The sequence below is a fragment of the Streptococcus cuniculi genome (genome assembly GCF_004570575.1).
GTDB lineage: Bacteria > Bacillota > Bacilli > Lactobacillales > Streptococcaceae > Streptococcus > Streptococcus cuniculi_A.
In genome coordinates this window covers 1-24,701 of sequence record NZ_SPPD01000026.1, presented here as the reverse complement: position 1 = coordinate 24,701, position 24,701 = coordinate 1, and the positions used below count along the sequence as shown (strand labels likewise).

The 24,701-nt window shown below is 43.5% G+C and carries 17 protein-coding genes; 7 read left to right on the top strand and 10 right to left on the bottom strand.

What is annotated here, in order from left to right; all coding sequences use genetic code 11:
• The 3 genes from E4T82_RS11235 to E4T82_RS12560 all read right to left on the bottom strand — a co-directional run.
• Positions 1 to 1,692, bottom strand: a 1,692-nt coding sequence (locus tag E4T82_RS11235) for a Cna B-type domain-containing protein (protein WP_167753623.1), incomplete at its 3' end; no start/stop codon positions are given.
• A 25-nt stretch (positions 1,693 to 1,717) separates the two neighbouring features.
• Entirely contained in the window at positions 1,718 to 2,950 is a 1,233-nt protein-coding gene (locus E4T82_RS11230) for an Ig-like domain-containing protein (protein WP_194185894.1), read from the bottom strand.
• Positions 2,951 to 3,403: 453 nt separating this feature from the next.
• A complete protein-coding gene (locus E4T82_RS12560; RefSeq protein WP_167753622.1) occupies positions 3,404 to 6,514 on the bottom strand; it encodes an Ig-like domain-containing protein in 3,111 nt (1,036 codons plus the stop codon).
• Positions 6,515 to 6,707: 193 nt separating this feature from the next.
• Between E4T82_RS12560 and E4T82_RS11215 the strand changes: the two genes are divergently transcribed.
• Positions 6,708 to 8,024: an FAD-containing oxidoreductase gene (locus E4T82_RS11215; protein WP_135182878.1), complete on the top strand. Its 1,317-nt coding sequence runs from the start codon at positions 6,708 to 6,710 to the stop codon at positions 8,022 to 8,024.
• Positions 8,025 to 8,516: 492 nt separating this feature from the next.
• Here the strand turns inward: E4T82_RS11215 and E4T82_RS11210 are convergent, their stop codons facing one another.
• Positions 8,517 to 9,206, bottom strand: coding sequence for a gamma-glutamyl-gamma-aminobutyrate hydrolase family protein (locus E4T82_RS11210; protein ID WP_135182877.1), 690 nt, complete (start codon positions 9,204 to 9,206; stop codon positions 8,517 to 8,519).
• Between the two features lie 261 nt (positions 9,207 to 9,467).
• Between E4T82_RS11210 and metE the strand changes: the two genes are divergently transcribed.
• The 4 genes from metE (at position 9,468) to E4T82_RS11190 (ending at position 14,526) form a co-directional block, all read left to right on the top strand.
• Entirely contained in the window at positions 9,468 to 11,723 is a 2,256-nt protein-coding gene (gene metE, locus E4T82_RS11205) for a 5-methyltetrahydropteroyltriglutamate--homocysteine S-methyltransferase (RefSeq protein WP_135182876.1), read from the top strand.
• Between the two features lie 50 nt (positions 11,724 to 11,773).
• Positions 11,774 to 12,634 carry a methylenetetrahydrofolate reductase [NAD(P)H] gene (metF, locus tag E4T82_RS11200; RefSeq protein WP_135182875.1) on the top strand — a complete coding sequence of 287 codons (861 nt, stop codon included), beginning with the start codon at positions 11,774 to 11,776 and terminating at the stop codon, positions 12,632 to 12,634.
• A 63-nt stretch (positions 12,635 to 12,697) separates the two neighbouring features.
• Positions 12,698 to 14,071, top strand: a complete 1,374-nt coding sequence (gene mnmE, locus E4T82_RS11195) for a tRNA uridine-5-carboxymethylaminomethyl(34) synthesis GTPase MnmE (RefSeq protein WP_135182881.1) — start codon at positions 12,698 to 12,700, stop codon at positions 14,069 to 14,071.
• 20 nt (positions 14,072 to 14,091) lie between these two features.
• Complete coding sequence (locus E4T82_RS11190) at positions 14,092 to 14,526, top strand: NUDIX hydrolase (RefSeq protein WP_135182874.1); 435 nt, start codon at positions 14,092 to 14,094, stop codon at positions 14,524 to 14,526.
• Between the two features lie 218 nt (positions 14,527 to 14,744).
• Here E4T82_RS11190 and E4T82_RS11185 read toward each other — a convergent pair whose 3' ends face one another.
• On the bottom strand, positions 14,745 to 15,461 hold the full coding sequence (locus E4T82_RS11185) for a YebC/PmpR family DNA-binding transcriptional regulator (RefSeq protein WP_075104633.1): 717 nt from the start codon (positions 15,459 to 15,461) through the stop codon (positions 14,745 to 14,747).
• Between the two features lie 158 nt (positions 15,462 to 15,619).
• Here E4T82_RS11185 and E4T82_RS11180 point away from each other — a divergent pair, with 158 nt between their 5' ends.
• Positions 15,620 to 15,931, top strand: a complete 312-nt coding sequence (locus E4T82_RS11180; RefSeq protein WP_135182873.1) for a PadR family transcriptional regulator — start codon at positions 15,620 to 15,622, stop codon at positions 15,929 to 15,931.
• 11 nt (positions 15,932 to 15,942) lie between these two features.
• Positions 15,943 to 16,365 (top strand): DUF2812 domain-containing protein, encoded by a 423-nt coding sequence (locus E4T82_RS11175; protein WP_135182872.1) that lies wholly within the window; start codon positions 15,943 to 15,945, stop codon positions 16,363 to 16,365.
• A gap of 221 nt (positions 16,366 to 16,586) precedes the next feature.
• Here E4T82_RS11175 and E4T82_RS11170 read toward each other — a convergent pair whose 3' ends face one another.
• The 5 genes from E4T82_RS11170 to malQ form a co-directional block, all read right to left on the bottom strand.
• Positions 16,587 to 17,204 (bottom strand): hypothetical protein, encoded by a 618-nt coding sequence (locus tag E4T82_RS11170; RefSeq protein ID WP_135182871.1) that lies wholly within the window; start codon positions 17,202 to 17,204, stop codon positions 16,587 to 16,589.
• Positions 17,205 to 17,443: 239 nt separating this feature from the next.
• Positions 17,444 to 19,615: a PTS transporter subunit IIBC gene (locus tag E4T82_RS11165; protein WP_135182870.1), complete on the bottom strand. Its 2,172-nt coding sequence runs from the start codon at positions 19,613 to 19,615 to the stop codon at positions 17,444 to 17,446.
• An 11-nt stretch (positions 19,616 to 19,626) separates the two neighbouring features.
• Complete coding sequence (locus E4T82_RS11160) at positions 19,627 to 20,418, bottom strand: endonuclease/exonuclease/phosphatase family protein (protein WP_135182869.1); 792 nt, start codon at positions 20,416 to 20,418, stop codon at positions 19,627 to 19,629.
• A 317-nt stretch (positions 20,419 to 20,735) separates the two neighbouring features.
• Positions 20,736 to 23,000, bottom strand: a complete 2,265-nt coding sequence (glgP, locus tag E4T82_RS11155; RefSeq protein WP_135182868.1) for a glycogen/starch/alpha-glucan family phosphorylase — start codon at positions 22,998 to 23,000, stop codon at positions 20,736 to 20,738.
• On the bottom strand, positions 22,993 to 24,501 hold the full coding sequence (malQ, locus tag E4T82_RS11150; protein WP_135182867.1) for a 4-alpha-glucanotransferase: 1,509 nt from the start codon (positions 24,499 to 24,501) through the stop codon (positions 22,993 to 22,995). The genes glgP and malQ overlap by 8 nt, the downstream gene beginning before the upstream one ends.
• Positions 24,502 to 24,701 lie beyond the last annotated feature (200 nt).

Genomic DNA, 24,701 nt, shown 5'->3' with positions numbered 1-24,701 from the left:
TGCTGGCAACTCTTCATCAACCCTATAGGTAATAGCTTGACCATTCTCAAATTGTGGAAGATTGGTGAAGCTGTACTTCCACTCATCTTTCGCTGAGACTTCTTTAGTCGCAACTTGCGTCGTTTGACCACCTACTGTTTTGAGGAGTTTCACAACCAGTTTCTCAGGGCGCTTGCCGTCTTGGTTGTCATTGTCAACCCAAGTCTTTGTTCCAGAAACTTCTGTAGTGGAGGGAGGAAGAGGATCATTTTCTCCCTTGGCATTTGGAACAGGTAGATAGGATAGACTCGTCTCTGAAACAGTTACCTTTTTAGAAGTGCTGTCTATGCGATAACCTGCTGGAGAGGTCGTCTCTGTGACAACATACTCCCCAGGTTCTAATTTATTGGATAGGGCAATCCCTTTGTCATTAGTTGTCAGTGTTTGAATAACAACTGAAGGATCGCTTGCTTTAGCAATTTTAAAACTTGCTCCAGCCAATAAAATCGCCGCATCTTCAGCATCATACTTCGTTATTCGAATGCGAGCAGTTAAATCACCAGTAACGGTTCCACCAACTGCTTGTTCTGAATAACTTGCACCTGTACTAGTATTGACATTTTGCGTGGTTTTACCATCCTTTGTAATGGAATCATGGGTTACAACAGCTCCTTGATCCCTGTATAGGGCTATGCTATTGGAAATAGTGTAGCCAGCTTCTGGAACATCTGTCTTATAAGTCAATTCATAGCTCTTTCTACCGACAGCATTCCCTAAATTTAATTCAAAAGCAGTCTTACCATTTTTGAAAGTCAGCAACGCCATACTTCCGTTGGCCTTTTGAAATTCAGCTTCATCTTTTGTGATCGAAACTTTACGAACTACCGTGGCTTCTGTTCCACTATAGGTCACCTCATTTAATTCAAAACTGTCCTCATGATAGGGTAACACGACTCCACCAGCTAGATTTAGCGCGTCTTTTACTGTAACATTGCTTGTACCATAATCACTAGCAGAACGATTGATTCTAACTTTCCAAATCATGGACGATGTTGAATACTGTGCTAAGGCAGCTGTATACTCCGCAACCGAAATCTCACCCCTCATTAACTTCTGAATTAACTCTGGAGGTGCCCCATTTGCTTGAATATTCTTAGTAACGCTCTTATAGATTCCTTCGCCATTGATAACTGGTTCATTAGACCACGAACTTCCCTCTGTATAATTGACCGTTTGTTTGCTGCCGTCAGGAAGCGTCAGTTGATTCTCCCCACGTCTTACACGGGCAGAAGCCTTCACTTTGAAACTTCCTTTTACATTTTCCAATCCAGTAATATTATCTGAAAATGTAAAAGCTAATAACCCCGTACTTCTACTTGCTGACAAACTCCCCAGCTGAATCCCCTCAGCATTAAGCAAAGCATAGTTGCCGTTGTTGAGGGTAATATTGCTATCCTTTGAATTGAAGGGAACTGTAAACGTATCTCCCGGTTGGATTTTATCACCCAAGCTGGAGGCGTCCCAATCTCCTTCAAAATCAAAGTCCAATAGCATTGTCTCCAGATTACCAGTCTGAGTAGCTGGCAACTGAGAATATTTCAAATTAGAAACAATGACATTACCGGTCAAATCTGCTGCACTTACTGATGAACATGTAAAAGCTACAACTAGAAACCCCAGAAAACCGTACAAAATAAACTTCAATGCTTTCATTTTCATTCACCCCTAAACATCTTTTTTAACGTTCTTCCTTTTTATAGAATTTATGGAATATAGCCAAAATTAATGCTACAAGGAGATAACCTATAGTTTTTGCATAGTCTGTAGCGACACCTGTTTTTGGCAATTGTTTCGGAGTTACAATTGCTTGAGTTCCTGATGCTGGGGTTGGATTTGGATTCGGAGTTGGATTCGGATCTGGATCCGGAGTTGGGTCTGGATTCGGGGTCGGATCCGGAGTCGGATCTGGATCCGGGGTCGGATCCGGAGTTGGTTCCGGGCTTGGAGTCGGATCTGGAGTTGGAGTTGGTTCTGGGCTCGGAGTCGGATCCGGAGTTGGAGTTGGTTCTGGGCTCGGAGTCGGATCCGGAGTTGGAGTTGGACTCTCCTTCTCATAGAGGTAGGTCACAAGTTGCTCACCCTCTTGGTAAGGTCCCTCTACTGTTCCTTCCACACGAACAAATGTGTATCCGTCAAAAGACTTTTGTTCTGTTCTATAATAATGTCTCGTATCTTCTGGTCTGACAGTAGAAGGATTTTCTGCTACCTTTCCTTGGAAAATAATATCGTTTGATAAGCTCTCGTCACTCGTTGTCATGTAACGAACTTTAACCGTTCCAATTGTGTCTACAACAACATATTCTACATTTTGGATAAAGCTGTCTCTCGTTTGCGTTTCTAATTTCAGTATTTCACCACTTCGTAGTGCACGATTTAAAGTAATCTCAATATTACTTGTATCAGTGATTGTCACGCGACCAAGCTCATTCCCAGCCATATCTGATAGACTAACAACAGTTCCTACCATTGACCCTGTAGCTAATACATATTGTTCACCTGGCTCATATCTCGTCAATACCAGAGCACCCGTATCCGTCGGTCTTGCTGACCCACCTCCAGATGTCGTCCCAGTATTATCAATCACTTGTTTCCCCGATACAACTACTTCTTCTCCTTTCGCAATGCCAACCCATACTGTGATCGTCTCACCAGCAGAAATTGCTTTTGATAATTTTATGGAGAAATTTCCGTCAGCATCTGTCCTCGTACTTCCATAGGCTTCTGACCCAGCACTATCCATAATTTCAACAAGAGTATTGGCTTCTAGTCCTGAACCTGTTACAGTCGTAACACTTCCTTCCGTAACAGCGACATATGACGTTGCTGCATACACAACCTGAGAAGCTGTTCCACCTGATAACTGATTAGTAGCATAGGTAGTCAGCGCTACTACACTCAACAATGTTATCATCTTTTTCCTCATTCGATTTCCCTCTCTAATATTTAAAGTTTTAACCATCAAATTATATCTTTCGCCTCCTAATTTTGTCAAACATTTTGTCGGCAAAAGAAGAAATAATTTAGCGACTTCTAGAAATTACTCCCATACCCGCAGAAGAGATCTGCCAATCTCCAACATTACCTCAGAATAACATCTAAAAATGAGCAACAAAATCCTCTCAAACGTCTCATACTAACTTCCGCCATAGCGGAACTTAATCTGAAACACTTTCAGATGAGAGGATTTTATGCGCTCTTTTTTTCGATGAAATCTGGCTGAAAAGACTATGAAAATCCATTTTTATATGGAGGTTTTAGAACAAGATAAAAGCCAGAAGTCCGTTTGACGAAAATTCTAGCTTCTATCTCAGATTCTTTTACATAGGAGCCTCTTTCATCTCATAGTTACAGAGACAGAGGACTTCTATCCTTCATCCTTTGAACGCTTCTTATTCAAGAAACCATATGCCAATAAACCGCCTAGACCTACTAGACCTATAAGCGAAAGATTAGAACGGGTTGTACCTGTTCTAGGGAGAACAGCTTTAGGCTTCACAGTAGTCTTTCCTGCATCTCCTCCATTATCTTTATCATTTTGATTGTCTTGATTGTCATCTGAGTTCTTCTGAATACCTGGGTCTCCATTGTCACCTTTATCGCCCTTGTCACCTTTTTCACTTGGTGCAAGAACAGTTCCATCAACGGCTGCGCTGACCTTCTTACCTGGTTCAATCTGTGTAACAGAAACATTATCACCTTTTGCAAGTGTTGCTGTCGCTGGCACTTGTACAGCCCAAGTTCCATCTGCTCCAACCTTTGTAGTTACTTGAGTTCGATCCTTAAATGTTACAATGATTGATGCTCCCGGAACACCTTTACCAGTAACGGCCACATCTCCTACAAACATAGCATGGATGATAGGATTTGCTGACACCTCTGCTGTCTTAGGAACAACTGTCACATCAACTGAACTACTTGGATCTTTTCCTTCTACTAATTGTTTAGCAGAAACAACTTGACCAAGTGTGAGTGGAGCAGGAGCAGTGACAGACCAAGTATTATCCTTTCCAACAACTACGTCTACCGTACTGCCATCTGGGAAGGTCACCGTTACTGTTGCACCAGCAACTCCTACACCTGTAACAGTTGTGCCACCTTCTGTCACTGGATTGATGAGTGGTTCTGGTGTCACTTCCTGTGCTACAGGGCGATATTTCGCATAGTAGACAAGATTTCGATTCACTACTGTCCCCAAAATCGTATCCTTATCCACTACATTAGTTGTTGGATCAACAAACCAACCAACAAACTCATAACCAGGTTTTGCAACTGGCTCAGGCAAGGTATTATTGGCGATGGCAGAAATCTTTGTCGTATTGCCTTCTACCTTGACTGATACACTTGCACCACCATTAATCAACCCTTTATCTGTATCTGTCGCAAAGGTCACGGTATGCTCTGGTACCGCAAAAGTGGCACGCAAGTCAATATCACCTTTAGCAACAATATTCAAGGCTTCTTCTGTACTAAACAATTGACCCGCCAATTCAGGATATTTATCCACCATGACATCATCAATACGCCATCCGACAAATTCATATCCATAATCTTTATCTTCCTGACTCAATACAGGTTCTGGTAAGGAATTGATTAAATTATTTGGTCTGTCATTGAAAAGCACACCGTGCAAACTTGCAAATTTATTTCCATTTTGTTCAAAATAACGCAAACCACCTTCAAATAAGGTCAGATCCCCACCAAAGTCCAGTGGAGCACCATCAGCACCCGTCAATACAAAAGCACCTGCATCTGTATGCAATCTTAATGCATACGGCTGACGAACCACTGCAAATAATACGGTGCTAACCGGTGTTGTATTTCCTGACTCATCTGTATCTGGATTTCCATATTGATCAATTTCCACTTGATCTTTTACTCTTACTTGACCGTTTTCAACAATAATCGCTTTTGAACGATTCGCATTTTGGAAAGGTACACCAAATTCTTGCAAGGCTGGCAAATCCAAAACCTCATGTGGAACACCGACTGTATTGGTAGTTCCAATTTCGATATAGTAGGTACCATCTCCAACCTCATCAAAAGAGAAATCTCCCAATGTACCGCCAGCTCCTGAGTTGACTTCTTGAACCAGGTTTCCGGACTCATCTAACAATTTCACTGGGACACTTGTATAGCCTCGTAATTCTGTCTGTCCATTCGGTGTTGACCCTTGTGATCCTGTCAATAAACCAGTATTAAATTGACGCGCATCTGCGTTATCCCAAATCTTTACCTTCCCTGTTACTTGAGCAGTCACCTGTGTCAAATCTGAAGGAGAAATATAATATTCATAAGATACGATTGTACCGTCTGAGAGAGTTTGATTCTTAAAGCGAACAATAAAGTCATTACTAGTAGCATACACTTGCTCTACTTGGTCCTTAAATGGCGAAGCTGCTACGGCATCCTCAATATTCTTGATGATGGCTGCTTCTTGCTCTGCTGTCAAGGTTGCTGCTTTGTCTTCAACAGACAATTTCTTAATTGGATTTGCTACAAAGAAATCCTCTGCTTGAACATGCATTGGCACACGAGTCGCATCACCGTCTGTGACGTCAATTGTTCTCGTTTCAGTTGTCCCATCTGCGTTTGTCAAGTTGAACGTTACAATCGTATCTCGAATCATTTTAGGGACTTTGCGATCAACCAAGGTGTAGTTCCCAGAGAAAAACATCATTGGTAACACTTGATCGCCGTAAGTCAAAGTCGCTCTTCCACCTCTTGGGGCAAAGAAAGAACCACCGATACGGGTATTTGAAAGTTTAACTGTTCTATTTTGAACAACATCACTCTGGTACTGAACAAAGCTACTTAACTTATAAACACCTGTGTACTCTTTAAAGAGGTTCCAGAACGTATCTGTCTCAAAACTACTCTTGACACTTATTCGGTCATTTGCTGTATCTACTACAATATCTGTATCTGGATCCGCAATAGGATAACCAGCTTCTGCATACATGCTTGTAATATTTTGCTTGATTTGGGCAACTTCCTCAGCTGTCAACGGAGTAGAGTTTGTCTTTGTGATACGCTTTTGTGTCCCACTAACCAGTTTTTCTTGAAGAAGCACGTACTCATCAAAGGCAGCTTTTCCCTCTTTACCGTTAAAGCTATAGCTTAACTCAGCTGCTTGAACAAAAGTTGTCCGATTAAGTGGAGTATTCACCGCATATTTTGAGGTTCCATCGCCATTTGGAGTTTCTGTCAATGGATAGACTTGTTCGCCTACTTTTACTGTAAAAGTCGCCCCAGAGGTCGCTGTCACAGTTGCCGTGAGGTTGTCCAATCCAACCCCCACTCTTGACTCTGTAATCACAAGTTCAGCTGCTTCTGCAGCATGAACAACTGTCTCACCGCCAAATACAACCTGCGAAATTGGCGACATAGCTCCCAATAAAGTGCTAGCAAGAAGAACCGAGCATACACCTACTGAAAACTTCCGAATCGAAAATATTTGTATTCTTTTTGAAAACATAATTCCTCCCCTTATTTATGTCAAATTTACTTCCTCATTATACCCCACCCTTTAGCTCCTTGTCAATGATTTCACCTCAAAATTACGGAACTGTGAATTCCTACTTAAACTAAACAATGAATTTTGTAGAAGAAATCTGTATTTTCTATTGAGAAGTGATATAATGCAAGTAATAAAAAATGGAGGAATAAATATGTTACGTTACGACATGGTTGTCATTGGTTTTGGTAAGGCAGGAAAGACACTTGCTGCTAAGTTTGCTGGTCAAGGAAAAAAAGTAGCTCTCATCGAGCGTAGTCAATCCATGTATGGTGGAACCTGTATCAATATCGGCTGCATCCCAACTAAAACACTACTGGTAGCTTCAGAAAATAACCTTAGTTTTGATCAGGTATTTGCACAAAAAGAGACCGTTGTTCAGCGCCTAAATCAAAAGAATTATGCAATGATTCAAGGCAAAGGGGTGGATATTATTGATGCTGAGGCACATTTCATCTCAAATAAGGTGCTTGAAATGGTAGCCGGAGACGATAGACGCGAAATCTCTGCTGAAACCATTATCATCAATACAGGGGCGATTTCCAATGTCCTTCCAATTCCGGGGCTGACAACGAGTGCGCATGTCTATGATTCAACAGGAATCCAACAGTTAAGCGAATTACCAGAAACGCTAGGTGTCTTAGGCGGTGGAAATATTGGCTTGGAGTTTGCTGGCCTCTACAATACACTGGGAAGCAAGGTAACAGTCCTTGACGCGCTTGATGTTTTCTTACCGCGTGTAGAGCCTTCTATCGCCCATTTAGCGCACCAATACCTAACAGAAGACGGGATTACACTGCTACAAAATGTCCGAACAATTGAAATAAAAAACGAAAACAACAAGGTGGCAGTCGTTACCGAACAGGAAACCTACTATTTTGATGCCCTTCTCTATGCTACAGGACGCAAACCCAATGTTGCACCTCTGCAACTAGAAAACACCGATATTCAACTGTCCGAACGTGGTGCCATTCAGGTGGATAAGCATTGCGAAACAAGCGTTTCAGGTGTATTTGCCGTTGGAGATGTAAATGGTGGCCCACAGTTCACCTATGTTTCCCTCGATGACTCTCGCATTGTCTATGACTACTTAATGGGGACAGGAGACTATACACTAGAAAATCGAAAACATATCCCTAACACCCTCTTTATTACTCCCCCTCTCTCCCAAATCGGAATGACGGAGGCACAGGCAAAAGAAGCTAAGTTGCCTTACAGTGTCAAGGAACTCCCTGTCGCAAGCATGCCACGTGGTCATGTGAACAACCAGTTACGCGGTGCCTTTAAGGTCCTTGTCAATACAGAAACAAAGGAAATCCTTGGAGCGACTATTTTTGCCGACGGCTCCCAAGAAATCATCAATATTATCACTGTTGCAATGGATAATAAGATTCCTTACACCTACTTCAAGGAACAACTCTTTACTCACCCAACCCTAGCTGAAAATCTGAACGATGTTTTTGATTTATAGTGTTCCATCATTGTCATATAGTTTTGTACTCGCTCCAATAGTCTGGATACCGAAAATAAAACAATTGTAACTCGTGTCAGACTGAAGACAAGCCGTTTTTTACTGCTTGTCTTCTTTTTTGGTACGACCGGCATGTCGTACCAAAAAACCAAGCACCCTTAGGGATACTTGGTCTTTAGAAAGGGAGAATACGATCTGTCTCCCTCAATATTGGGGTCTACGTTATACTCAATAAAACTCGAAAAGCAAACGAATGGAACTAAGTTCCAACTAAAAACTTCGGAAAAAAGGTAGGCAGATGTTCTCGCTTTAGCGAGTTACAGATGAGAATCCCTTTAGGGATAAGCCATCTTGTGTACAGCGCACACAGCGCTGTCTTCCTAGTTTGTCTTTCGTTTTCTTCACATCGTCACATCTTAAACGAACTCGGACTACGAACTGTGTAAAAAAGATAGGTAGCTCTGTTCTCACTTTTTTACACTCATCAACTCCTTATAACTCATGGACTAGATAGTCAAACAACTGCTGATTGCTTTGACAATGTTTATATAAAAACTCTGGATGCCACTGCACTCCCAAAATCGGCATACTGCCTCGCCCCTCAACCGCTTCAATCGTTCCATCACGTGGATCACGGGCCGTTACCACTAAGTCAGGCGCCAAGCGCTTGATTCCTTGCCTGTGGAAAGAGTTAATCTGGCTCCCTTGACCAAATAATTGACTGACCCGACTATTGGGTCTGACCTGTAAGCCATGAGAAGTCCCCTCCAACTCCTCCTGCCAATGGTCTCTCACCTCTTGCTCCAAGCTACCACCCAAGGCGACATTTAAGAGCTGCATGCCTCGGCAAACTGCAAAGATGGGTTTCTTCTGTTTCAAGGCCTCTGCTAACAATGCCAGTTCAAATTCATCCCGCGCTAGCCAATACTCATCGCTGTCCACTGTCTGTTTCTCTCCGTAAAAATGGGGACTGACATGCTGACCACCCGAGAGAATCAATTTGTCAATCATATCAACATAATCCTTGGCCAAATCTGGTGTCCCAATCGGAATCACAATCGGCAAACCGCCAGCCGCTTTGACACTTTCTGCCAAATCACGCGCCACCGCTACATAGGTTAAGCCAGACATTGGTGGCATTTCCTTTTCATTTCCTGTAATCCCAACAATCACTTTCTTCATGGTGCCACCTCTCCTTTTTTTACTATACTTTTTATGATAGCACGCTCCCACAGCCCTGTCTAATATAGATGTTTTATCAAGACTTTAAAAATTTTTATCAGGAATCATTCAGAAAAACTATACCTTTTATCCCTATAAACTGTATATTTTTATCGTTTTACCTATAGTTTAAAACTATATGATTCCCTATTTATTTTCAATTATACAAATACCCTATTTTCTGTTAGGATAGTGTCAAGAATAAGTTTTGGAGGCATTTTTATGACAACAAGCATTATCGGTTTCCCACGTTTGGGAGAATTTCGTGAGTTAAAATTTACAACAGAAAAATACTTTAGAGAAGAAATCGGCGAAGCCGAATTGCTGGAAACAGCCAAGGAGCTCCGCAGCAAGCATTGGCATTTGGTCAAAGAAGCGGGAATTTCAGAAATCCCAAGCAACGACTTCTCGCATTACGACAACGTCTTAGACACCGCATTCTTGCTCAATGTAGTACCAAAAGCGGTGCAGGACTTAGACCTGACAGACTTGGAACGCTACTTTGCTCTAGCACGGGGGTATCAAGGAGAAAAAGGTGATGTTCGGGCTCTTCCGATGAAAAAGTGGTTCAACACCAACTACCACTATATCGTTCCGAAATTTGAAAAAGAAACGGACGTGAGACTGGCTAGCCACAAGATTTTTGATGAATTTGCTGAAGCAAAGGTGCAAGGCTTGCTCACTCGTCCAGTTCTTATTGGGCCTTTCACTTTCTTACAGTTGGCAGACTACGAAGAAGGGCTAGAAGCTGCTGACTTTGTAGAGGGGATTGTTGCCACTTATCAAGAAGTTTTTGCAAGATTGGCTGAACTAGGCGCTGAAACGATTCAGCTAGATGAGCCGAGCTTGGTCAAGGATTTAGCAGCTGAAGAAAAAGCCCTTTTCCTAGACATCTATAACAAGCTCTTGGCGGATAAAAAAGGCTTGTCTGTCCTTGTGCAAACCTACTTTGGCGATGTGCGGGATGTCTATACTGATTTGATTACCCTGCCGATTGACGCTCTGGGACTTGACTTTGTCGAAGGGAAAAAGACTTTGGAACTGGTCTCAACAGGTTTCCCTTCTGACAAGGTTCTCTATGCGGGTATTGTCAACGGCAAAAATATCTGGCGCAATGACTATGCAAAGAGTCTTGCCGTTTTGGAAGAAATCCCTGCTGAAAACATCGTCTTGAGCACCTCTTGCTCACTCCTACATGTACCCTTTACAACAGCGAATGAAGAATTTGAAGAGGCTATCGTACAGCATTTTGCCTTTGCAGTCGAAAAATTGACTGAACTCCGCGACTTGGATGCGATTATAGCGGGTGGTAGACAGGAGATTTTGGAGACGAATAAAGCCTTGTTCGCCGCACAGCGAGTTGGTGAACATGCAGACCTTAGCGCTCGGATTGCAAGCTTGACAGATACTGACTACACTCGCTTACCAGCCTTTGCGGAGCGTGAAGTCTTGCAGGCAGAGCGGCTCCACTTGCCAGAGCTCCCAACGACCACCATCGGTTCCTTCCCGCAAACGGCAGAAGTCAGAGCAACTCGCTTGGCTTTCCGCAAAGGGGACTTGACCGCCCAAGAATACGATGACTTTTTGGCGAAACACATTGACGAATGGATTAAGTGGCAGGAAGAAGTCGGCTTTGATGTCCTCGTCCACGGTGAATTTGAACGTAATGACATGGTCGAATACTTCGGACAAAACCTGTCTGGCTACCTCTTTAGTAAGAACGGCTGGGTGCAATCCTACGGTATGCGGGGTGTGAAGCCACCTATCATCTGGGGGGATGTCACTCGCTTGCAGCCGATTACTGTCAAATGGTCCAGCTATGCTCAAAGTAGGACTACCAAGCCTGTCAAGGGCATGCTGACAGGACCTGTGACCATTCTCAACTGGTCTTTCCCTCGTGAGGATATTTCGATTAAGGAATCAACTTTGCAGATTGCTCTTGCGATTAAGGAAGAGGTGCTTGATTTAGAAGCGGCAGGCATCAAGATTATCCAGATTGACGAGGCTGCACTCCGTGAGAAATTGCCGCTGCGCAGAAGCGACTGGTACGAAGACTACCTCGATTGGGCTATTCCTGCCTTCCGCTTGGTACATTCAACAGTCGCGCCTGACACGCAAATCCACACCCACATGTGCTACAGCGAATTTACCGATATTATCCCTGCAATTGACAATATGGATGCGGATGTTATCTCCTTTGAAGCGAGTCGCTCCAACCTCGTGATTCTGGACGAATTAAAAGCACAAAACTTCCAAACGCAGGTCGGCCCTGGGGTTTATGATATTCACTCACCGCGCGTGCCAGCCGAGGGGGAAATCGACCATACCATCGCAGCTATCCTCGCCAAAGTTCCGAGCCGTAAGGTCTGGATCAATCCCGATTGTGGGCTTAAAACCCGCGGTATCAAGGAAACCCGTGAGAGTTTGGTTCGCCTCGTAGAAGCTGCCAAGGCTGCGCGTCAAGACATCCGTCAATAGGCAAGGAGGAAACCATGTTTTCTCCTCTCCCAAAATAGAAAGGAAAAAACATGGCTCACACTCCTAGTCTTTCATTTGAAGTATTCCCTCCAAATCCCGCCACAGGCAATGAAAAAATCCTCTCGGCGTTGCGTGATATGCAGGACCTAGCGCCGCACTTTATCAGCGTGACCGCAAGCAATAATAAATTCAACATTGAAGAAACGACAGTTCGCCTAGCAGATTATATCCACAATGACTTAGGGGTTCCTTCCATTGCCCACCTACCTGCTATCTACCTGACAAAGGAACAGGTCGCAAACATCCTATCAGCTCTTGACCAGATTGGGGTTACTACTATTCTGGCGCTGCGTGGGGATATTATTCCCGATGTCGCACCGCAGAACGATTTCCAGTATGCAACAGATTTGATTTCCTTCATCAAGGATCAAGCCCCGCATTTTGATATTATCGGAGCCTGCTATCCTGAAAAACACCCTGACTCACCAAATCAGGTGTCAGATATTAAACACCTCAAGAAAAAAGTGGACGCCGGTTGTTCCAGCCTTGTCACCCAGCTCTTTTTCGACAATGATGTCTTTTACGATTTTCAGGAAAAATGTCAGCTGGCAGACATTGACGTGCCCATATTAGCAGGGATTATGCCGATTATCAACCGGAATCAGGCGCTGCGCTTGCTCCGTGCCTGCGAAAATATCCGCTTGCCACGGAAGTTTCGCGCAATTTTGGACAAGTACGAGCATGATCCTGAATCCTTGCGTGCCGCAGGTCTAGCCTATGCTGTTGACCAAATCGTCGACCTCGTCACACAAGATGTGGCAGGCATCCACCTCTATACGATGAACAATCCACAGGTCGCCAATCACATCCACCGTGCTACCTATTCCCTCTTCAAGCATTCAGCTGTCTAGCAGAATACATTTCCCCTCCCTATTTTCTTGATAGAGAGGGGGGGTTTGCGTTACAATAGAATTATGATTACAAAAGAATTTGATACGATTGCAGCCATTTCTACCCCTTTAGGAGAGGGGGCCATCGGCATTGTCCGCTTGTCTGGAAGTAAGGCGATTGAGATTGCAAATAGCGTTTTTAAAGAAAAAAATCTGGCGGAGGTCGCCAGTCATACGATTCATTACGGCCATATCCTAGATCCGGTAACACATATCGTGGTCGATGAAGTCATGGTTTCTGTCATGAAAGCTCCTAAGACTTTCACACGGGAAAATATCGTTGAAATCAATACCCACGGCGGGATTGCGGTGACCAATGAAATTCTCCAACTGGTCATCCGTCAAGGAGCACGATTAGCAGAGCCCGGGGAATTTACCAAGCGAGCCTTTTTAAATGGTCGGGTGGATCTCACTCAAGCCGAAGCGGTCATGGATATTATCCGTGCTAAGACAGACAAGGCTATGCACCAAGCTGTACGTCAATTAGACGGTTCACTCTCAACCCTCATCAATCATACCAGACAGGAAATGCTCAATACGCTCGCCCAAGTCGAGGTGAATATCGACTATCCTGAGTATGATGATGTGGAGGAGGCAACGACTGAACTGGTTCGTGAGAAAACCATGGAATTTCAGCAATTGTTGGAACACCTGCTTAAAACTGCACGCTGTGGCAAAATCCTTCGGGAGGGAATTGCAACGGCCATTATCGGTCGTCCAAATGTTGGCAAATCAAGTTTGCTGAACAATCTGCTACGTGAGGATAAGGCCATTGTCACCGATATTGAGGGGACGACGCGTGACATCATCGAAGAATACGTCAACATCAACGGTGTTCCGCTCAAATTGATTGATACAGCAGGAATCCGTGAAACCGATGATGTGGTGGAGAAAATCGGGGTTGAACGCTCTAAAAAAGCGCTAGAAGAAGCGGATTTAGTTCTTCTGGTCTTAAATGCGAGCGAACCATTGACCGAACAGGACCGTCAACTGTTAAGCATCAGCCAAGATAGCAATCGGATTATCCTGCTCAATAAGGCAGACCTGCCAATTCAGATTGAGCAAGACCAGCTACCCGCTGATATCATTGCCATTTCTGTGCTTCACAACCAAAATATCGACCAGATTGAAGAACGAATCAATCAGCTCTTCTTTGAAAATGCTGGTCTCGTTGAGCAAGATGCGACCTATCTCTCCAATGCACGTCATATCTCTCTCATTGAACAAGCCGTAGAGGCGCTACAGGCGGTAAACAACGGACTTGAACTGGGCATGCCTGTCGACTTGCTCCAAGTAGATTTGACCCGCTGCTGGCAGATCCTCGGAGAGATTACTGGAGATGCTGCGCCAGATGAGCTGATTACCCAGCTCTTTAGCCAGTTCTGTTTAGGAAAATAGGAAAATAGGAGATTACCCGCATGTCTGTCAAACTCATTGCCCATGCTTTAATTCAAAAGAACGGAACCTACCTTGTTCTCAAACGCTCAGCTATTAAAAGAGGGCAAGCCAATGTCTACCCTGAATATTGGGACATTCCCGGTGGCGATGTCGAACTTGGGGAGTTGCCTCAAGCTACTGCTCTTCGGGAGACACTTGAAGAAGCCAATCAAGCCATCACGATTACTGATATTCTCCACGAAGATAGCCAGTTTGATTGCCAAAAACAGACTGTTTTTACACGATTGGTCTACGCCGCTCACCTAAAGGAAGAACGCCCCGTCCTGCTTGACCCAGAAGAACACATTGATTTCCGCTGGATTGAATCTTTGGAGGAATTAGAGGGGGAACAAGTCGTTCCTTATCTATACGAACTTATCCCAACTGCTCCTTATAGTCAAATGAATGAACGTTGATACATTGTCACTTTCGACTTGCCGTACTCATAGTCAATGAAAATCAACAGCAGACTAGGCGACGCCGATGCAGATAGAACTGACGTTCATCGAAGCGACTTAACGATGTCCTAACCTCTATTCAATTCACTATAATTCATTTGACTATAGAATATCACTACATAACCCCCATTATAAAATGCCCCTTGGGAATTATTCCCAAGGGGCATTTGTGTTCTTTAAAATCCTTCGACGTTGGTGTAGATTTTTTGGACATCTTCGTCATCTTCAAGGACATCGTACAATTTTTCAAAGGTTGCTAAATCATCACCTTCCAAGACTACTTCTGACTGAGGAATCATTTCTAATTCGGTCACTTGGAATTCGCTTGTTCCTGCTTCACGCAAGGCTACAAGGGCCTTGTGCAAGTCTGTTGGTGCAGTGTAGACAGTAATTGTTCCTTCTTCTGCTTCCACATCTTCTACATCGACATCTGCTTCCAGCAATTGCTCAAAGATGCTATCTGCATCGTCACCCGCAAAGACAATCACCCCTTTGTTATCGAACAAGTAAGAAACAGAACCGCTAGCTCCCATGTTTCCACCATTTTTACCGAAAGCCGCACGCACGTTCGCTGCCGTACGGTTGACGTTAGAAGTAAGGGTGTCAACGATGAGCATCGAACCATTTGGTCCAAATCCTTCATAACGACCTTCTACGAATGTCTCGTCTGTGTTTCCTTTTGCCTTGTCAATCGCCTTGTCAATGATGTGTTTTGGTACTTGCGCTTGCTTGGCACGATCAATAACGAATTTTAAGGCTGTATTGGTCTCTGGATCTGGATCGCCTTTTTTAGCTGCGGCATAGATTTCGACACCGAATTTAGCATAAACTTTTGAGTTTGCTCCGTCCTTAGCTGTTTTTTTGGCTACAATATTGGCCCATTTACGTCCCATAAGGAACCTCCTACATTTTTTTCAATCGTTTTATTATACCACAAGATTGCTTATTTGAGAAGATTTTTACTATTTTTTAAGTATACAGTTGACTTATATAGTCATACGATATATAATACAACTATACAGTTGAACGATATAAAGGGAAAGAAGAAAAAATGAAACGAAATAAACACCTGCCTCTGACCGAGACGACCTACTATATCCTCCTTGCTCTGCTAGAAACCAATCATGGCTACGCTATTATGCAAGAGGTAGAAGCAATGAGCGACGGAGAGGTTCGAATCGCTGCTGGTACCATGTATGGAGCCATTGACAATCTCCTCAAGTTGGGCTGGATTGTCGCCGTCCCAAGTACAGATAGTCGCAGGAAAATGTACCATATCACCCCGACAGGCAAGGCCATTCTGGCACTCGAAACCGAGCGCATGCGAAAGCTGAGTACGCTTGCTAGCCGTTTTGATTTTTAAGGAGGTTTCCTATGAAAAAGCATAAACTCTTTGTAACCATTTCCGCAGAAGAACAATGGATTAACCAGATTCAAGCCCAAGGTTATCGCCTAATCAAAGTATCTCCCTACACCGGAGGCTATACCTTTGAAAAAGTTGAGCAAGAAACGGATATCCCCGTCGTACGGCTGGACTACCGACAGTTTGCTTCCAAACAGGATTATTTCGAGTATCTTTCTCTCTTTGCAGAGTGTGGCTGGACTCTGATTCCTGGTAGCAACCGCGAGAGCTATCAGTATTTCACGCATACTAGCAATGACGGTGACACCGATATTTTTTCAGATGACGAATCCCGCCAGGCCCTCTATCAACGTGTGAGAAAGCAGGCATTGATTCTCTTTTCAATCTTCATGACAAACTTCTACCTTTTCTTTCAACTCAATTCCCATCATTAACAAAGCATTTGGAACCTGAAAGAACTCTATCGGCCTGGTTTATGGGAAAGATCAGGTGCTGACTTTTGGATACCTTTTCTGATTGAAACACCTATTGTCCTCTTTCTACGAAGCTTTTTCCCTGCTTTTATTATCTTAGGTAGCGCCCTCTTCTACCTTTATGTGGCTATAAAAATCGACCTCAGAAAAAGTATTAAAGAAGCTGGATAATTCCAGCTTCTTTAATACATACTCTTGATAATTTCAATCCGAGTGACCAAATCTCCATGCATGTTGTCTATGCGCAGGGCTACATTTTTCAAATATACACAAGATCCAATGGCAATCGTTTTTTCTTCCTCATTGAGTTTACGAACAACAAAATCACGCAAGGTCTCTCCCTTTTCACCGGGAATTTTCACTCTTGCAATAATGTTCGCTACTTTTACTTTTTGACTCGCCCGCATGACGATATTATCTGAATCATCGAACTGAATGAAGAGATATTTCCGCACTGCAAAAAGAATCGCTACAGAAACCATCCCAATTAAATAGTCTGTACTTGAAGCATGTTCAACAATCAACTGACGGGCAATGGCAACGAGTAGCACCTCAATCACCGTACGAGGCGACTGTTTGCACAACATCTTGATAAACTCGACGCCAACCGCCAGTGTAATGGTCCGATTTAAAAAGTCTTTCAGAAAAGTATCCCCATGAATCCCATTGGGAATAGCCGACACCAAATCTCCCAATAACAAGAGTGATAAAATCAAGAGTGCAACGGCTAAAATCGCTGATAGCATCAGCTCCAAATAATAAACAATTTCTGTCACAACATTCTGTAAAAACTTTCTCATAGACCCTCTTTTATATGCTTTTTTTAATAGACTTCGTGATTGTTTTAATACGCGATTCCCTTTATCAATAAGGGGTTTCACAAATCATGTACATGTATTTTATCCTAACATGATTTTCAAAAAAATTCAAAAAATTAGACTGAAAAATTTATGAAAACTCCCTAACTTCTCGCTAGGGAGTTTTCATCTAAAATCATCATCTATTGCCCGATGAGCTTTCATAGAGAAAAGAGGCTATCTTACAATTCTACCTGTGCAAGAACGGTATCTTTTTGGACAGCGCCTAAGTTTTGTAAGTGAACTGCCTTGATTTCAGCTGTATTGGTGAAGGCAACGACAATCGTTGTTTCACGGTCCGCTGATTTGATAGCTTCAAGGTCTGCAACAAGGAGTAAGTCTCCTGCTTCAACACGTTGTCCATCGGATACTTTAATGGAGAATGGGGCACCATTTAGGGCAACGGTATCCAAGCCGACGTGTACCAAGACTTCCAAACCACTATCTGTCAAGAGACCGACAGCATGCTTGGTTGGGAAGACACTGGTGACTAAACCAGAGACAGGAGCGTAAACATTGCCATTTGCAGGCTCAACTGCGTAGCCATCTCCCATCATTTTTTGTGCAAAAACAGGATCGCTCACTTCGGTAATCGCCATGGCTTGACCATCTGCGACCGAATGAACGTCTGCTGTGATGCCTTTGAAATGGTCTTCGACAACTGCTTCTTCTGTTACTGTCACACTTGTTTTCGGAATTTCAAGTCCCGAATCGAGCAAGTCTTGGATATCTGATTTCAAGACATCGGCCTTTGGTCCGTAAACAGCTTGTACACCAGAGCCTTTAATAATCAAGCCCATCGCCCCTGCCTGTTTCCAAGCCGCTTCTTCACCGACCAGTTCAACATCTTTGACAGTCACACGCAAGCGGGTCATACACGCATCCACATCGGCGATATTTTCACGACCACCGAGGAGATTGACGATTTGGACAATCTGAGAATTACCGTCTGCAACACCTGCATCACCAGAAACGGGAGTATCATCTGCTGTCTCCGTATCGTAGTTTCCATTGCGACCTGCTGTGGCAAGGTTCATCTTCTTAATCATAAAGTCTGCGATGAAGTACATCAAGACTGCAAAGAGAGCAGATACCCAGATAAAGTTGACCACATCAAGTCCGATACCTGCTTTCAAGGCCATTGGTGTACGGGTCAAGAACTCGATATTTCCGAATGAATGCACACGCAAGTGAACGATATCTGCCATGGCAAAGGCTGCCCCTTGAATGACCGCATAGAGTGCATACAGTGGCATTGCAGCAAACATGAACATGTATTCAATCGGCTCTGTTACACCTGTCAAGAAGACCGCAAGGGCAGATGAGACGAACATTCCTTTGTATTTTTTCTTCTTATCAGGATCCACATTGCGGTACATAGCAAGGGTTAATCCCATGAGAATACCCGTTGAGCCAATCATTTGTCCCACCTTAAAACGAGCTGGAGTGACGCTTGTAAGGAGATCATTGTACTGACTCATATCGCCTGCACCTTTGAGGTTAATTAAGTCTGTAATCCATGCCAACCAGAGCGGGTCTTGTCCAAATACTTGCTGGCCAGCTTGGGCACCCGTCATGATTTCGTAGGTGCCACCAAGAGAGGTATAGTTCATCGGAATGGTCAACATGTGGTGCAATCCAAATGGCAACAAGAGACGCTCCAAGGTCCCGTAGATAAATGGTGCCAGAATTGGCGCTGTATCTTGTGAGTTGGCAATCCATTTACCAAAGCTATTGATTCCTGTTTGAACAAGAGGCCAGAAGATTGCTAGAACAAGCGCGACCAAAACAGATCGATAAATAACGACGAAGGGCACGAAGCGTTTTCCGTTAAAGAAGGTCAAAGCATCTGGTAACTTGCGGTAGTTGTAGTACTTGTTGAAGGCTGTCGCTCCGACAAAACCAGCAATAATACCGACAAAGACACCCATGTTAAGGGCTGGTTGACCAAGGACGTTGACAAAGTAGTTGGCAACAGGAATTTGTGTTCCAAAAACGGTGCTGACATGCGCCTCTGCGTCTGACAGCATAGCTACAGTAACCCCGAAGAAATTCCCTGTAATCAAGTTAATCAGGATAAAGGCAAGCCCTGCTGAGAAGGCTCCTCCAGCACGTTCTTTGGCCCAGCTACCACCGATCGCAAGAGCAAACAAGAGGTGAAGGTTGCCGATAATTCCCCAACCAATTTGAGCAATGATATTGCCGATACGTGCCAATAGTTCAGAATCTGCACTCAACAAGGGGAGGGAATTGCCGATACTCACCATCAGACCTGCAGCAGGCATAACGGCAATCACGACCATCAAACATTTTCCGAATTTTTGCCAAAATTCAAAACTGAGAAATTTTTTCATCTTTCATTCTCCTAACATTTTACATGTACTTCTAGACCAAAATGGTCAGAAACAACAGCTTCATTTTCCCCATTAAAAATAATCCGGCTGGATAGCACTTCACGTTCTTGGTTCAAAAAGATATAGTCAATTCTCTTTTCCGTCCCATGACCGCTCCAGCCATCGATGGCTTTTGATACCGTAATGCCCTCATCTTTTTCCTGAGCTAGTTCATAGGTATCAAGTAATCCGACTCCTTTCATAGCCTCATAGTCTTCCGGGACAGAAATAGCATCGGTGTTAAAATCACCCATTAGAATCTTCAGGCGAGAATGACGAGAACGGTCCACAATCGCCCGCAGATTGTCAATAGAATCCTCTTCTTGACAATCTGGGAGATTCATGTGGCAAGAATAACAGTCCACCAACTGCCCTTGATAGGCAACAGTAATCCCCACAATCTTCCGTGAGAAAATCGACTGCACCATCCGATGCTCCGTACAGTAAAACGGGTCGACATCGTAGACAGGTAACTTGGTGAGGAAGGCAATTCCCTCATCGTACTTGTCATAGCCAATATGCGAATTACTCCAAAACAAGGAATACTTCTCCATGCTCAATTGGTTGATTTTTTCCACCAAGAGCAAGCCGTAATTATCCTCTTTGATATCCTTGGTTACTGGATGTTCCGTCATCAGCTGGTTGACCTCTTGAAGGGCTACTACATCATACTGCTTTTGGGCAATGGTACGAGCCAAAATCTCCATTTTCTCCACCTGATTATCTTCCAACCAAGCGTGAACGTTGAGCGTTAGTAATTTCATAGAAACTGATCTGATACCTCCTTTCTATTAACATTTGGTTTTATATTCAACAAGAGAACTCGGCACAGGTCTAACCCTGTTTTCATCTCCATACAATTTATATTCACCACCGTTCACAATCAGCCTTCTCATCTTTTGTTGAGGGAACATGATGCGAACAAGGTGAGCGACAGGCATGCTTTCGTAGTAGTGGCAAACGGGAGCGGGACTCAAGCGTGACTTTGTAGAAATCAATGTTGTCGTCTCACTCCCAAGAGCGTTAAAGGAAGTTGCTTGCATCCACACTGCTTAGAAAGTAGCCAATGCTAAAGGAAGTATTAGTGGCTGTGCCAGATATCCTCATTGTATTGCTCAATCGTGCGGTCTGATGAGAAGAATCCGGCTTTCGCAATATTGTGAATCACTTTCTTATTCCAAGTATCTTGATCTTCATAGTCCGCCAAGACCTGTTCTTTAACAGCGATATATTCCTTCAAGTCAATCAAGGTCATAAACCAGTCTTTATTTAAGAGTTCTTGATACAAGCGCTCTAACCGTTCACTATTGCCAAGACGAACCAAGTCTTCGCTGACGATAAAATCCACTGCGCGCTTGATCTCTTCATCATTTGCGTAGTAGTCGCGCGATACATAGCCGGCTTTCGCATACAAGTCGATAATGGTATCTGAATCCTTACCGAATGTATAGATATTCTCACTACCTGCAAGCTCTGCAATCTCGACATTGGCACCGTCCATGGTTCCCAATGTCAAAGCACCGTTCAACATAAATTTCATATTTCCTGTACCGGATGCTTCTTTTGAAGCGAGAGAAATTTGCTCGGAAATATCTGTTGCAGGAATCAATTTTTCAGCGACAGTCACATTGTAATTTTCCACCAAATGCACATTGAGGTATGGGCTGACTTCTGGATCGTTGTTGATCAACTCGGACAAACATAAGATGAGATGGATAATGTCTTGGGCGATAATGTAGGCTGGTGCAGCTTTCCCACCAAAGATGACCGTAATCTTGCGTTTTGGTAGATTGCCATTTTTGATCTCCAAGTATTTGTGAATCACATAGAGGGCATTCATCTGCTGACGCTTGTACTCGTGGAATCGCTTAATTTGGGTATCGATAATCGAATGTTCATCCAAGTCAATTCCCTTGTTATCCTTGAGGTAACGTTTGAGGGCCAGTTTGTTTTGGAACTTAATCTCGGCTAGTTTCACGTGAACTGCCTTGTCATCTGCGTAGGCCAGTAATTTTTCAAGCTCTGTCGCATTTTCCAGATAGCCATCCCCAATCAATTCCTTGATATAATCTGCCAAGTCTTGGTTGGCAAATTCCAACCAACGACGAAAGGTAATCCCGTTTGTCTTATTGTTAAATTTCTCTGGATAGAGGTCATAGAAAACCTTCAACTCAGAATTTTTCAGGATTTCGGTATGGAGGGCTGCAACCCCATTGACTGAATTGGAGAAATGAATGTCCATGTGAGCCATGTGAACACGACCGGTTTCGTCAATGATTTGAACCGCAGAATCTGAATAAGTAGCACGAACCATGGCATCCAATTCCTTGATAATCGCAACCAGATGTGGGACGACTTCTTCTAGGAAAGCAAGTGGCCATTTTTCCAAGGCTTCTGCTAGAATTGTATGGTTGGTGTAACCTGTCATATTGCGGACAATCTCTACTGCCTCTGCAAAGTCTACACCATGTTTTTCCGTCAACAGACGAATCAACTCTGGAATCACCATGGATGGGTGCGTATCATTGATTTGCACATAGGCGTATTCTGCTAAATCATGGAGGTTGCTCCCGCGCTCAAGTGCTTCATCAATCAAGAGTTGCGCAGCATTTGACACCATGAAATACTGTTGGTAGATACGGAGCAATTCCCCGTTTTTATCCGAATCATCTGGATAAAGGAAGAGGGTCAAGTTTTCCTTGATGTCTGTCTTGTCAAAAGCAATTCCCTCTTGGATCAAGTTATAGTTGACACGCTCAATGTCAAACAAGTTGAGGTAGTTTTTCGTATCTTTCTTGTAGCCTAGGATGTCCAAACGGTCTAGCTTAGAGGTCAAGATAAAGTCTTTAAAGGGGACTTCATAGCTGATGTTCGTTGGAATCAACCAAGATTGATCTTCGATCCAGAAATTGGGCTCTGCTTCTTGCTCGTTCTTGTCAAATACTTGCTTGAAAAGACCGCAGTGGTAGTTGAGCCCAACTCCCTCACCATTGATTCCAAGCGTTGACATCGAATCCACAAAACAAGAAGCCAAACGGCCAAGCCCACCATTTCCAAGTGATGGTTCTGGCTCTACATCTTCGACTTGACTAAGGGATTTCCCAGCGGCAGCAAGTTCTGTTTGAATGTCTTTGTAGATTCCTAGGTTAATCAAGTTGTTGGACAAGAGTTTTCCGATAAGGAACTCTGCTGAGATATAGTAAACCTTGCGTTTTCCCGTATTTTTTGGTTTAGGCGCTGCTGCTTCTTTGACATAGCTTAATAGTTGGAAATAGATTTCCTCATTGGTCAATTCGGCTAGTTTTTTTGTGGTATTTGCTTCTGCAAATCTTGTAAAATTAGTCATGTTGTTCATTTCCTCGCTGATATAATTTGGTAATTTTCACTAAGAAGTTTTTCTTATCTTGGGTCAGATCTTCAGCTTTCATACGCCATTGCCAGTTGCCACCGATGGTAGACGGCATGTTCATGCGCGATGAAGCAGGCAAATCCAAAATATCCTGCATCGTAGCAATAACGGTGTCACTGACTGTTGCAAACAAGACACGGAGCATGGCCTGAGTGACTGGCTCAATCGGTTTACGGTTACTATAATCATCAACATATTCCTGTTGTTCTGCTGTCAAGGTATTGTACCAACCATTGATAACGTCATTATCATGCGTTCCAGTATAGGAGACAGAGTTTGGAATACAGCGGTGCGGGCTGTCAATGCTCTTACCGTCTACATCTTCCAAACCGAACTGCAAGATTTTCATTCCCGGATAGCCACAATCATTCAAGAGTTTTCTTGCTTTTGCATCAATATTTCCTAAATCTTCTGCGATGATAGGCAAGTCTCCCAAGGCTTCTTTAACCACCTTAAAGAGGTTGTAGCCTGGTCCTGGCTCCCATGTACCGACTTTAGCAACGGGCGCATCTCCTGCTACCTGCCAGAAATCAGAGAAGCCTTTAAAATGGTCAATCCGCAAGACATCATAGAGCTTAAAGCTCTCATGAATACGGTAAATCCACCAGCTAAAGCCCGTCTTTTCATGTTGTTCCCAATCATAAAGCGGGTTGCCCCAGAGCTGACCATCTGCGCTAAAGTTGTCCGCTGGAACACCTGCTACATAAAGTGGATTGCGTTCGCTATCCAACTTAAAGAGATGAGGCTTGGTCCACACTTCCACGCTATCAGCAGAAACATAGATTGGCATATCGCCAATAATCTTGATATGCTTGCGGTTAGCATAGGCTTTCAATTCCTTCCATTGGCTGAAGAAGAAATACTGGGTCACCTTGAAGTAGTCAATTTGCTCTGCCAAGTCCTGACGGTAAGTTTCAAGCGTTTCTTCATTGCGAGCAAGAACTTTTTTGTCCTCCCACTCTTGAAGCGCCTTGTTGCCAAAATGTTCTTTTATCGCCATAAATTCAGCATAGTCATTCAACCATGAAGAGTTAGCTTTTTCAAATTCTCTAAATGCTGCAAGGTGGTTGTCTTGAGCTAAAAATCCTTTTACCGCCATTTCCAAAATCGGACGACGTGCGGTAAATAACTGGGCATAGTCAATCACTTCTGGATCATCTCCAAAGCTGACTTCCTCATAGTCCTTGACCTGCAAGCAACCAGCTTCCGCCAACAAATCAAAATCGATGAGATTGGTATTTCCTGCAATAGCAGAAAAGGATTGGTAGGGAGAATCCCCGTAGCTAGTCGTTGTCAAGGGAAGGATTTGCCAGTAGGTTTGCTTTGTTTCGACCAAGAAATCCACAAAATCATAGGCTTCTTTCCCGAATGTTCCAATGCCAAATTTCCCCGGCAGGGAGGTAATATGCATCAAAACACCACTTGTACGATTTGTCATATCCGTATTCCTTTCTTTTCCTTACCTGTTCATTCTAACGCAAACGTTTGCTTTTGTCAATAACTTTTACGTAACTCAATGACTGATTCAGCGTCGGTTTTTAAACGTTCACATACTGTTGTGTGCCAACCCTCTTTTTCTTCAAAAGACATATCCTCCCATAGTTCTATTAAACTTTCGATAGGCATTGCCTCTCCATT